The sequence below is a fragment of the Staphylococcus sp. GDY8P47P genome, assembly GCF_016892225.1.
Taxonomy (GTDB): Bacteria; Bacillota; Bacilli; order Staphylococcales; family Staphylococcaceae; genus Staphylococcus; species Staphylococcus borealis.
In genome coordinates this window covers 243,497-255,586 of record NZ_JAFENV010000005.1, presented here as the reverse complement: position 1 = coordinate 255,586, position 12,090 = coordinate 243,497, and the positions used below count along the sequence as shown (strand labels likewise).

12 protein-coding genes are annotated in these 12,090 nt (G+C 33.5%); 10 read left to right on the top strand and 2 right to left on the bottom strand.

Annotation, left to right across the window (positions count from 1 at the left end; all coding sequences use genetic code 11):
* The 10 genes from JVV30_RS01345 (at window position 1) to JVV30_RS01300 (ending at window position 9,569) form a co-directional block, all read left to right on the top strand.
* Entirely contained in the window at window positions 1-1,302 is a 1,302-nt protein-coding gene (locus tag JVV30_RS01345; RefSeq protein WP_204193107.1) for a 2-oxo acid dehydrogenase subunit E2, read from the top strand.
* Between the two features lie 3 nt (window positions 1,303-1,305).
* On the top strand, window positions 1,306-2,712 hold the full coding sequence (gene lpdA / locus JVV30_RS01340; protein ID WP_016930736.1) for a dihydrolipoyl dehydrogenase: 1,407 nt from the start codon (window positions 1,306-1,308) through the stop codon (window positions 2,710-2,712).
* A 184-nt stretch (window positions 2,713-2,896) separates the two neighbouring features.
* Window positions 2,897-3,169 (top strand): UPF0223 family protein, encoded by a 273-nt coding sequence (locus JVV30_RS01335; protein WP_016930735.1) that lies wholly within the window; start codon window positions 2,897-2,899, stop codon window positions 3,167-3,169.
* A 174-nt stretch (window positions 3,170-3,343) separates the two neighbouring features.
* Window positions 3,344-3,883: a helix-turn-helix domain-containing protein gene (locus JVV30_RS01330; RefSeq protein ID WP_016930734.1), complete on the top strand. Its 540-nt coding sequence runs from the start codon at window positions 3,344-3,346 to the stop codon at window positions 3,881-3,883.
* A gap of 15 nt (window positions 3,884-3,898) precedes the next feature.
* The gene (locus JVV30_RS01325) at window positions 3,899-4,993 is read left to right on the top strand and encodes an ABC transporter ATP-binding protein (protein ID WP_016930733.1); all 1,095 of its coding nucleotides are present in this window, start codon (window positions 3,899-3,901) and stop codon (window positions 4,991-4,993) included.
* Window positions 4,986-5,789 carry an ABC transporter permease gene (locus tag JVV30_RS01320; protein ID WP_016930732.1) on the top strand — a complete coding sequence of 268 codons (804 nt, stop codon included), beginning with the start codon at window positions 4,986-4,988 and terminating at the stop codon, window positions 5,787-5,789. The genes JVV30_RS01325 and JVV30_RS01320 overlap by 8 nt, the downstream gene beginning before the upstream one ends.
* A 5-nt stretch (window positions 5,790-5,794) precedes the next feature.
* On the top strand, window positions 5,795-6,607 hold the full coding sequence (locus tag JVV30_RS01315; RefSeq protein WP_016930731.1) for an ABC transporter permease: 813 nt from the start codon (window positions 5,795-5,797) through the stop codon (window positions 6,605-6,607).
* Complete coding sequence (locus tag JVV30_RS01310) at window positions 6,604-7,677, top strand: ABC transporter substrate-binding protein (RefSeq protein WP_016930730.1); 1,074 nt, start codon at window positions 6,604-6,606, stop codon at window positions 7,675-7,677. Before JVV30_RS01315 ends, JVV30_RS01310 begins: the two co-directional genes overlap by 4 nt.
* A 72-nt stretch (window positions 7,678-7,749) precedes the next feature.
* A complete protein-coding gene (auxB, locus tag JVV30_RS01305; protein WP_016930729.1) occupies window positions 7,750-8,958 on the top strand; it encodes a lipoteichoic acid stability factor AuxB in 1,209 nt (402 codons plus the stop codon).
* Between the two features lie 125 nt (window positions 8,959-9,083).
* Window positions 9,084-9,569 (top strand): DUF4064 domain-containing protein, encoded by a 486-nt coding sequence (locus tag JVV30_RS01300; RefSeq protein ID WP_016930728.1) that lies wholly within the window; start codon window positions 9,084-9,086, stop codon window positions 9,567-9,569.
* 221 nt (window positions 9,570-9,790) lie between these two features.
* Here the strand turns inward: JVV30_RS01300 and JVV30_RS01295 are convergent, their stop codons facing one another.
* The gene (locus JVV30_RS01295) at window positions 9,791-11,131 is read right to left on the bottom strand and encodes an Nramp family divalent metal transporter (protein WP_016930727.1); all 1,341 of its coding nucleotides are present in this window, start codon (window positions 11,129-11,131) and stop codon (window positions 9,791-9,793) included.
* 321 nt (window positions 11,132-11,452) lie between these two features.
* Window positions 11,453-12,064 carry a YktB family protein gene (locus tag JVV30_RS01290; protein WP_016930726.1) on the bottom strand — a complete coding sequence of 204 codons (612 nt, stop codon included), beginning with the start codon at window positions 12,062-12,064 and terminating at the stop codon, window positions 11,453-11,455.
* Window positions 12,065-12,090 lie beyond the last annotated feature (26 nt).

The window sequence follows — 12,090 nt, the reverse complement described above, 5'->3', positions numbered from 1 at the left end:
GTGGCATTTGAATTTAGATTACCCGACATTGGTGAAGGTATCCACGAAGGTGAAATTGTAAAATGGTTTGTTAAAGCCGGAGATACAATTGAAGAAGATGATGTATTAGCAGAGGTTCAAAATGACAAATCTGTAGTTGAAATCCCATCTCCTGTTAGCGGTACTGTTGAAGAAGTTGTAGTTGACGAAGGTACTGTAGCAGTAGTAGGTGATGTTATTGTTAAAATCGACGCACCTGATGCAGAAGATATGCAATTTAAAGGTGGTCATGATGACGATGCTTCAACAGAAGAAGCACCAGCTCAAGAAGAAGCTAAAACAGAAGAAGCACCAGCAGCATCAGCTTCACAAGATGAAGAAGTAGATGAAAATAGACAAATCAAAGCTATGCCATCTGTTCGTAAATATGCTCGTGAAAAAGGCGTTAACATCAAAGCAGTAGCTGGTTCAGGTAAAAATGGTCGTATTACTAAAGAAGATATCGACAACCACTTAAATGGTGGCGGTGCGCAAGCAGCAACAGCTTCAAACGAAAGTGCAGCTGCTTCAACATCAGAAGATACTTCTGCAGTTCAAACACAATCTGTACCTGAAGGTGACTTCCCTGAAACTACAGAAAAAATCCCAGCAATGCGTAGAGTAATTGCGAAAGCAATGGTTAACTCTAAACACACTGCTCCTCACGTAACATTAATGGATGAAATTGATGTTCAAGATTTATGGGATCACCGTAAAAAATTCAAAGAAGTTGCAGCTGAACAAGGTATTAAATTAACTTTCTTACCATATGTTGTTAAAGCATTAGTTTCTGCACTTAAAAAATACCCAGCACTTAACACTTCATTCAACGAAGAAGCTGGCGAAATCGTACACAAACACTATTGGAACATTGGTATTGCTGCTGACACTGAAAGAGGTTTATTAGTACCTGTAGTTAAAAATGCAGACCGTAAATCAATCTTCCAAATTTCAGATGAAATCAACGAATTAGCTGTTAAAGCACGTGATGGTAAATTAACATCTGACGAAATGAAAGGTGCTACATGCACAATCAGTAATATCGGTTCAGCTGGTGGACAATGGTTCACTCCAGTTATCAACCACCCAGAAGTAGCTATCTTAGGTATTGGCCGTATTGCTCAAAAACCTATCGTTAAAGACGGTGAAATCGTAGCAGCTCCAGTATTAGCTTTATCATTAAGCTTTGACCACAGACAAATTGATGGTGCAACTGGACAAAACGCTATGAATCACATTAAACGCTTATTAAATAATCCAGAATTATTATTAATGGAGGGGTAAAACATGGTAGTTGGAGATTTCCCAATTGAAACAGATACTATTGTAATCGGAGCAGGTCCTGGTGGATACGTTGCAGCAATTCGTGCAGCACAATTAGGACAAAAAGTTACTATCGTTGAGAAAGGTAACTTAGGTGGTGTATGCTTAAACGTTGGTTGTATTCCTTCTAAAGCATTATTACACGCTTCACACCGCTTTGTAGAAGCACAACACTCTGAAAACTTAGGTGTTATCGCTGAAAGCGTATCACTTAAATTTGACAAAGTTCAAGAATTCAAAAAATCAGTTGTTAACAAATTAACTGGTGGTGTTGAAGGCTTATTAAAAGGTAATAAAGTTGAAATCGTTAAAGGTGAAGCATATTTCGTTGATAATAATAGCTTACGTGTTATGGACGAAAAAAGTGCTCAAACTTATAACTTCAAACACGCTATTATCGCAACAGGTTCTAGACCAATCGAAATTCCTAACTTTGAATTCGGTAAACGTGTTATCGATTCAACAGGTGCTTTAAACTTACAAGAAGTTCCAGGTAAATTAGTCGTTGTCGGCGGTGGTTACATTGGTTCAGAACTTGGTACTGCATTTGCTAACTTCGGTTCAGACGTTACTATTTTAGAAGGCGCTAAAGAAATTCTTGGCGGATTCGAAAAACAAATGGTTCAACCAGTTAAAAAAGGCATGAAAGCTAAAGGCGTTGAAATCATTACTGAAGCAATGGCTAAAAATGCTGAAGAAACTGAAAATGGCGTTAAAGTTACTTATGAAGCTAAAGGTGAAGAAAAAACTATCGAAGCTGATTATGTATTAGTAACTGTTGGTCGTCGTCCAAACACAGACGAATTAGGTTTAGAAGAATTAGGCCTTAAATTCGCTGATCGTGGATTATTAGAAGTAGACAAACAAAGCCGTACTTCTATCGACAATATTTATGCAATTGGTGATATCGTTCCTGGTTTACCACTTGCTCATAAAGCAAGTTATGAAGCTAAAGTAGCTGCTGAAGCTATTTCTGGCCAAGCATCAGAAGTAGACTACATCGGTATGCCAGCTGTATGTTTCACTGAGCCAGAATTAGCTCAAGTTGGTTACACTGAAGCACAAGCTAAAGAAGAAGGTTTAGACTATAAAGCTTCTAAATTCCCTTATGCTGGTAATGGCCGTGCATTATCATTAGATGATACTACTGGTTTCGTTAAACTTATCACATTAAAAGAAGACGGTACTGTTATCGGTGCACAAATTGCTGGTAACGGCGCTTCAGACATTATCTCTGAATTAGGTTTAGCTATTGAAGCTGGTATGAATGCTGAAGATATCGCATTAACTGTACACGCTCACCCAACATTAGGTGAAATGTCTATGGAAGCTGCTGAAAAAGCAATTGGATTACCAATCCACACTATGTAATAATTAATGATTAGTCGAATAGACTAATTTCATAAATTGAATAACTGTTTTATAGTTATTTAACAGTCAACAGGGGTGCAACTCAAGTTCATATTTGAACTTGGTTTCACCCCTTTTTTAATATTATCTAGCTGTAATGGGTATAAGATGAATAACGGCTAAAATAATAAAAAGGAGGGTTTAGATGGAGTATCAATATCCGCTAGATTTAGATTGGACTAACGAAGAAATGGTCGATGTGATTGCCTTTTTCAATAAAATTGAAAGCTATTATGAAAAATCGGTCAATGGTCAAGACTTAATGCAGCATTATAAACGTTTTAAAGAAATCGTTCCTGGTAAAGCAGAGGAAAAGCAATTATTTAAAGAATTTGAAGAAAAGAGTAGTTATAACAGCTACAAAGTCATACAAGAAGTGAAAAATAATCCTGATCAAACGTCGTTTAGCGCTAATTAACTTAGCATTGATCTATGTGAACTATCAAAACTTATAAAGTCTATTAGATTAATTTATATTTAATTTCAAAAAACTATTGAAGTCAAAGCTATATTTTGATACTTTTATTAAGCATTAAACAAAATGTTTAATATTAGTAAACAAGGTATAGCTTTTTTTTTAAGGTGATTAACAATGCAAATTGGCAATAAATTACGTAATTTAAGACGTATAAAGAATTTAACACAAGAAGAGTTAGCAGAACGTACAGATTTGTCCAAAGGATACATCTCTCAAATTGAAAGTCAGCATGCTTCTCCTAGCATGGAAACCTTTTTAAATATTCTAGAGGTGTTAGGTACATCTCCAAGTGATTTTTTTAAAGAAAAATCAAAAGAAAAAGTGCTTTATACGAGAGATGAGCGCACAGTTTATGATGAATATGATAGAGGATATGTTCTTAATTGGTTGGTAATGAAATCAAATGAATTTGAAATGGAACCGCTCATATTATCATTGAAACCAGGTGCATCCTATAAACATTTCGATCCATCTGAATCAGACACATTTATATATTGTTTAAAAGGATGTGTAACGCTGACTTTAGGAAAGTCACGATACCAGGCTAATGAAGAGGATGTTTTATACTTTAGGGCTGATGAAATTCATCAATTACATAATGAAACATCAGAAGAAATAGAAATTTTGATTGTTGCGACAGCATCATATTTATAAGGGAGGAGAATAGTAATGGAGCCATTGTTATCATTTAAAGGTGTGACAAAAGGTTTTGACGATGTAACAATATTGAACAAAATGGATTTAGAGATAGAATCAGGTCATTTCTACACATTACTAGGTCCTTCAGGTTGCGGGAAAACAACGATATTGAAGCTCATAGCTGGATTTGAACAACCAGATGATGGAGATATTATCTATTTAAATAAATCAATAGGTGATTTGCCTGCGAATAAGAGAAAGGTAAATACCGTTTTCCAAGATTATGCTTTATTTCCACATTTAAATGTTTACGATAATATAGCTTTTGGATTAAAGTTAAAAAAACATTCTAAAAAAGATATCGATAAAAAAGTAAAAGATGCATTAAGACTTGTGAAGTTATCAGGATATGAACAACGTAACATCAATGAAATGAGTGGCGGTCAGAAACAGCGTGTGGCAATTGCAAGAGCCATTGTCAACGAACCTGAAATATTATTGTTGGATGAATCATTATCCGCTTTAGATTTAAAATTAAGAACAGAGATGCAATATGAATTACGTGAACTACAAAAACGCCTAGGAATAACATTCATATTTGTAACGCACGATCAAGAAGAGGCGTTGGCTTTAAGTGATTATATCTTTGTTATGAAAGATGGTAAAATCCAACAATTTGGTACACCAACAGATATTTATGATGAGCCGGTCAACCGTTTTGTTGCTGATTTTATAGGTGAATCTAATATCGTTGAAGGTAAAATGGTAGAGGATTTTGTAGTGAATATCTATGGTCAAGATTTTGAATGTGTAGACGCAGGCATACCCTCTGGGAAGAAAGTAGAAGTTGTCATCAGACCTGAGGATATTTCATTAATAGCATCGGACAAAGGGTTATTCAAAGCCACTGTAGACTCAATGTTATTCAGAGGCGTACATTATGAAATTTGCTGTATTGATCGAAAAGGGTATGAGTGGGTAATACAAACAACTAAAAAAGCTGAAGTCGGCAGCGAAGTTGGACTTTATTTTGACCCGGAAGCAATTCATATCATGGTTCCTGGTGAAACAGAAGAAGAGTTTGATAAACGTATTGAAAGTTACGAGGCGTTAGACAATGCGTAATATTAATAAAGTGCTCATCATTCCATATTTATTATGGATGCTATTATTCATTATCATACCAGTTATTTTACTCGTATATTTCTCATTTACCGATCTAAATGGTCATTTTAGTTTTACCAATTATGAACAAATATTATCATTGAAATATTTAAAGATGATGTGGGATTCAATTTTTTATGCAGCGCTTATTACAATAATTACTTTGTTAATTAGTTATCCGGCTGCTTACTTTATTCGTGCATCAAAAAATCAAAATATGTGGTTACTCATTTTAATTATTCCTACGTGGATAAACCTTTTACTAAAAACATATGCGTTTATTGGCATATTAAGTCATGAAGGTTTGATTAATAAATTTCTTAATTTTATTCATTTACCGGCAGCTAATCTTTTATTTACGCCAGGCGCATTTTTATTAGTAGCAAGTTATATTTATATACCATTTATGATTCTACCGATATTTAATAGTATGAAAGCAATTCCTAATAATTTGTTACAAGCTTCAAGTGATTTGGGAGCTAGTCCTTTTACAACTTTTAGAAAAGTAATCGTACCTTTGACTAAAGAAGGTGTCATGACAGGCATTCAAGTAACCTTTATTCCAGCATTATCATTATTCATGATTACACGATTGATTGCGGGTAATAAAGTAATTAATATTGGTACATCAATTGAAGAACAATTTCTAGTGATTCAAAATTATGGTATGGGTTCTACAATTGCTATTTTCTTAATTGTATTTATGGCGTTTATTTTAATTATTACTAAATCAAAATCAACGGACGAAAGAAGGTGAATTAAATGAAGTGGTATGGAAAATTATATATTGGCATTCTATTAGTTATATTATATGTTCCGATATTTTTCCTTATGTTTTATTCATTTAATTCAGCGGGAAATATGATTCATTTTGAACATTTCACTTTAGAGCATTATCAAAGTCTGTTTCAAAATGACCGTTTAATGTCTGTTATTTTTAATACAATAGCGGTTGCACTATTAGCGGCAGCAATTTCTACTATTATAGGAACATTTGGTGCTATTTCGTTATATTACTTAAGAAATAAAAAATTCAAAGTAACTTTGTTAACACTTAATAATGTACTAATGGTTTCCTCAGATGTAGTGATAGGCGCTTCATTTTTAATTATGTTTACAGCAGTTGGACATATAACTGGCTTAGGTTTAGGCTTTGGAACAGTACTTGCATCTCATATTGCATTCTGTATTCCAATTGTTGTTATCGTAGTGTTACCACAGCTTTATGAAATGAATAACAATATATTGAATGCTGCACGCGATTTAGGCGCATCAGAATCACAAATACTTGGACGTGTATTGATTCCAAACTTAATGCCTTCCATTATTGGTGGTTTTTTTATGGCTTTAACGTATTCATTAGATGATTTTACAGTAAGTTTCTTCGTGACTGGTAACGGATTTAGTGTACTGTCTGTCGAAGTCTATGCTATGGCACGTAAAGGAATTAGTATGGAAATTAATGCCATTTCAACAATTTTATTCGCTGCTATTGTATTAGGAATTGTTGGTTATTATGCAATACAACGTTCAGTGAAAAAACGACATTTAGCTAAGCGAGGTGTACAACAGTGAAGCAATTTTTACAACTTATATTGGGTGCCATTGTTGTCGGTTTAATTTGCTTAGGTATTAGTCACTGGTTTAAATCGCAGGATAATACGAGTACTGGTGAAAAGATTTATGTATATAATTGGGGCGAATATATTGACCCAGATTTAATTAAACAATTTGAGAAAGAAACGGGCATTCAAGTTGTATATGAAACGTTTGATTCGAACGAAGCGATGGAAGCTAAAATTCGAAATGGTGGAACGCATTATGATGTGGCTTTTCCAAGTGAATATACCGTTCAAAAATTGAAACGTGAAAATTTACTAGAACCACTTGACCATAGTAAGGTTCCCAATATTAAAAATTTAGATCCTAATTATATGAATATGCCATATGATAGAAATAATAAATATTCACTACCTTATTTCTTTGGAACAGTGGGTATTTTATATAATAAACAAGCCTATCCAAATGAAGACTTTAGTAGCTGGCGTACTTTATACCAACCCAAATATAAAAATGATGTCCTATTAGTGGATGGTGCACGTGAAATTATGGGATTAGCTTTAAATAAATTAGGCTATAGTTTAAATGATACTAATCCCAATCATTTAAAAGAAGCTGAGAAGGACTTACATCATCTGGCACCTCAAGTTCGTGGTGTTGTTGGAGACGAGGTTACAATGATGCTTGAACAAAATGAAGGGAATATCGCAGTCGTTTGGAGTGGTGTTGCAGCCCCACTAGTGCAAAATAGTGACAAATATAATTATGTGATTCCGAAAGAGGGGTCTAATCTATGGTTTGATAACATGGTTATTCCTAAGACAGCGCAAAACAAAGAAGGTGCTTATAAATTTATGAATTTCCTTCTTGACGCTAAAAATAACAAACAGAACACAGAGTGGGTAGGATACGCTACACCAAATAAAGCTGCACGTCAGTTATTACCTAAAGAAGTAAGAGATGATCATCGTTTCTATCCAACGCAAAAAGAGCAATCGCGATTAGAAGTTTATAAAGATTTAGGTCCTAAAACATTAGGAGAATATAACGAAAGTTTCTTAAACTTTAAAATGTCTTTAAAATAGACTATAAATAGTAGTTATTTTATAATGAATTAGATATAATTATTTGATAAGTTATATAAGGAGTTGTAATACATGTCAGGAGAACGTTACACGCAAATCAAACGGCCTGTGAGTCGTCTGACTGAAAAACTTTTAGGTTGGTTTAGTTGGATTTTCTTACTTATATTGACGGTTATTACAATGTTTATTGCACTCGTGTCATTTAGTAATGATACATCAATTCAAAATCTTGAAAACTCAATGAATAATAATGAACTAATTCAGCAGATTTTAACAAACAATAGTTTAAATACCACACAATTTGTGATTTGGTTACAAAATGGTGTATGGGCAATTATTGTTTATTTCATAGTATGTTTGCTTATTTCATTTTTAGCATTAATATCTATGAATATGAGAATACTTTCTGGATTCTTATTCTTAATTGCCTCAATTATTACATTGCCATTGGTATTATTATTCGTGACATTAATTATTCCTATTTTCTTCTTTATCATTGCAATCATGATGTTTGCACGGAAGAGTAAGGTTGAAACAGTACCTATGTACGGTCCATCACAAGGCTATGAACCGCATTACTATCCTAGAGATGAATATAATGATTATGATGATCGTTATTATGGATCAAATAGAAATATTAATGACGACTATGGTTACGATAATCATAACCAGTATGACGATTATGAACAAGACGATGTGGAACCACCACATAAAACTAAAAAATCAGACCGTCGTACACGTCGTAAAAAACCATATTACAATGATGATATCGATAATAATTATCGAGATAACAACTTTGATGACACAACACATCGTAATGATGCTGAGCAAGATTTAGCAACTGACACTGAGGAAGATAAATATAATCAATATCCAAAACGTGCAATCACTGATGAGTACCACACAGATGCTAATGAGAATGAAGCAACTGGCGTACTTTCTAGACAGGCTAAATACAATCAGAAATCGAATAAACAATCTCAGTACGATAACAACATTGATGAAGATTCAAATGATTTTGCTGAAAATGTGGTTGATTCAGAGCCGAAAATTGATAAAAAAGAAGAAAAAGCACAACGTAAAAGAGAAAAGGCTGAACTTAAAGCCAAGAAAAAAGAAAAACGTAAAGCTTATAATCAACGTATGAAAGAGCGTCGCAAAAATCAACCAAGTGCAGTTAGTCAACGACGTATGAATTATGAAGAGCGTAAACAAATATTGAATAAAGATGATATTGAATCAGATAAAGAATTAAATAACAGCGAAGATAATAAAGATTAATATCTCCTTAAAGCGGTTAAGTCATTTATGGCTTAACCGCTTTGTATAAATTATTAAGTTAGTCGCAAATAAATTATAATTTTAGTATGATTTAACTAAATACTTCAATATTGGAGGTGTAGTGTGTGAATAGAAAGGTAGAATTAATTCTTGGCTGGATTGCTTGTGGTTTAAGTATGATGTATTTGATTATGTCATTAATATCATATTTTACGGTAAGACAAAATAGTAATACGGAACAATACCAGCAAATGTTAAAACAAGTTGGTAATCAGGATGTGAAGGTTACGCCTGAAATGATAAACTTTGCAATGACTTTTTCTATGGGAACACTTATTTTCTCAACTCTTTTAGGCATTATTGGAATGTCTATCATTAAAGGACGACCTATATTAGCTGGTTCGCTACTTATTGTTGCAGCGTTAGTAGGTATATTCAATATGAGTTTAATTGCAGGCGTGCTATGGATTGTTGTAGCAATAATGCTATTTGTTAAAAAGGATCCAAATCAACCTAACAAAAAGCCAAAATCAGTCAAGCCATCAATGGATGACTGGCAATCTGAAAGGGCTTATAATGATCGTAAAAAAGATGATCCCTATATTTATTAAAATATAGAGTGAAAATAGATGTGCATAGGAAATATGCCTAGTTAAATAGAGGCTGGGACAAAAATAATATAATGAAGCTATTTAGCAAATTCGCAGTAGCTGACTGAACTGAGAAGGCGCTTAATTCAAGCTTCTCTCAGTTCTAGTCATCCTTGCGGGGGTGGGACAACGAATTTAAAAAGAATTCTGTCCCACTCCCTTATTCATTTTGCCGTTTAATTTTATAATTCTTTAAATGTTTCTATAATCAGATAAATATTAAGGAAGCTTAGTATAATGATTAAACTCCAAGCACATATATTTACCCATTTTTTATTTTGAAATGGTCCCATTAATGTTTTATTACTAGTGGCTAATTGTAACGGTATTAATGAGAAGGGTAATGCAATACTTAAGAAGACTTGAGAAAATACGAGCAATTGTTCCATTTTAGATTCGTTACCCCGAAAAATAATAAGACATACTAAAACAGGGATGACGGCTAAACTTCTTGTGATTAGTCGTCTCATCCAATTTGGAATGGATAATTTTAAGAAACCTTCCATCACTATTTGACCTGCAAGTGTACCAGTGATAGTTGAATTTTGACCAGAAGCTAACAATGCTACTGCGAATAAAGTGCTCATAATACTCCCCATCACAACACCTAAGACAGGTTGCGTTCTTAATGCGTGATATAAATCATAAAAGCCACCTAAATTATTCGAATTGACACCATAAAATAGGGCGGCGCCAAGAACGAGTAATAAACAGTTTACAATAAATGCGATACTTAATTGTATATTAGAATCAATCGTCGCGTATTTAATCGCTTGGGCTTTATCAGTAAGGCTGTGACGATTATATTTTCGTGATTGCACGATTGATGAATGCAAATATAAATTATGAGGCATAATCGTAGCGCCAATAATACCTAATGCAATATACAGAATATTATGATCAGTAATAATTTGATGATGAGGAATAAAGCCATTAAGTATTTCAATTGTATTCGGTGATGAGATGAAGACTTCAAATACAAAAATCATAAGTACAGTAAAAATTAATGTACCGACGATTGCTTCAATCTTACGAAAACCGAACTTCATTATAAAAAGTAACAAAAATACATCCAAAACTGTAATCAATGCGCCGATGATTAAAGGTATATCAAAAAGTAAATCTAAAGCGATAGCACTTCCAATTACTTCGGCAATATCAGTCGCAATGATTGCAAGCTCAGCGATAATCCAAAATATAATTGCAGTCGGTTTATTTAAATAATGACGTGTCATTTGTGCTAAATCTTTATCAGTTGCGATACCTAAGCGAACAGTCATACTTTGCAATAACATTGCTGACAAACTTGAAATCAAAATGATAAATAGTAAGGTATAACCAAATTGTGCGCCACCTTGCATTGATGTAATCCAATTTCCTGGATCCATATAGCCTACTGCTACAAGTAAGCCTGGACCTAGAAATGCTAAAAATTTTTGACTCGTACGTTGTGTACCATTAAATTCGATTGTGCTATTAATTTCATCTAAACTACGTTGTTCATTGTTGTCTTTTATACCCATGATAAAACTCCTTCAAACTATATGTTTTATAATAATCCAACTTTATTTTTAGGTCAACCTAATAAATTTAAAGTAAAAAATTAAGGGAGTGGGTTAGAACGCTTATCACATTCGTCTTCCCACTCCCTAGTTACTTCGATTATTAAATTGCTTCATATAATGTTTTTTAGTTTCCGCCAGTACGGATGATGTATGTTGAGAAGAGCAATTATTTAAGCATCTTCTCAATTCAGTCAGCTACTGCGCCTGTACTACCTAGTTCACTTATTACATACGCTGATATCATAATGACAACAATTAAAATAGCGTTAAACTTTGAGTTTATTCATAGAATTTTAAAAATTCATCAAACGTTTCTTTTACGAAAGCTAAAAATGCCTTATCCGATTTTAATTCAGCATCATTAGGAGAGAGTGTACGTGCAACAAAAAATTCTCCCTTTTTAACATGTTTCACACGATCAATCGCTTGGTGTAATTCATCATCACTTAAATCTTTAATGTATGATTTTTCAGGTTTCATATGATCTAAACTTACTTGATAATCTTCAGGTAAATGTTTAAGCGTATCAAAGTGTTTATCAAATACTTTCACACGTTCAGCTTTATCTTTACCTTCATGCATAACGCCAAACATTAAAAATAAATGGTCTTTAAATAAACCAATTTGGAAATGAGGTAGCATTTTATATCCACGTTTATTAGGAGCAAAAGCAACCCACGTATCTACAGGTGGGTTTACACTTCTACGTGCATGTTTTGCAACATGAGCATAAAAAGTTTCTCCAGTTTGAGAGGTGAAATATTCACTAAAATAATCTCCTAATTGATGAAGTTGTGGGCGTACGTACTCATTTAATGCTTCCATTCGAGCATCTAAGCCTTCAACTTCAAACGCTTTGAAATCTTTAGGTTTAAATGTATATTGCGTCATTAGCGTTGCTCCTTTTCAGAAAATAA

Coding starts and splice junctions, on each gene's coding strand:
- JVV30_RS01315 (WP_016930731.1), top strand. CDS start 5,795: ATGAAGTGGTATGGAAAATTATATATTGGCATTCTATTAGTTATATTA.
- lpdA (WP_016930736.1), top strand. CDS start 1,306: ATGGTAGTTGGAGATTTCCCAATTGAAACAGATACTATTGTAATCGGA.
- auxB (WP_016930729.1), top strand. CDS start 7,750: ATGTCAGGAGAACGTTACACGCAAATCAAACGGCCTGTGAGTCGTCTG.
- JVV30_RS01320 (WP_016930732.1), top strand. CDS start 4,986: ATGCGTAATATTAATAAAGTGCTCATCATTCCATATTTATTATGGATG.
- JVV30_RS01295 (WP_016930727.1), bottom strand. CDS start 11,131: ATGGGTATAAAAGACAACAATGAACAACGTAGTTTAGATGAAATTAAT.
- JVV30_RS01325 (WP_016930733.1), top strand. CDS start 3,899: ATGGAGCCATTGTTATCATTTAAAGGTGTGACAAAAGGTTTTGACGAT.
- JVV30_RS01290 (WP_016930726.1), bottom strand. CDS start 12,064: ATGACGCAATATACATTTAAACCTAAAGATTTCAAAGCGTTTGAAGTT.
- JVV30_RS01335 (WP_016930735.1), top strand. CDS start 2,897: ATGGAGTATCAATATCCGCTAGATTTAGATTGGACTAACGAAGAAATG.
- JVV30_RS01330 (WP_016930734.1), top strand. CDS start 3,344: ATGCAAATTGGCAATAAATTACGTAATTTAAGACGTATAAAGAATTTA.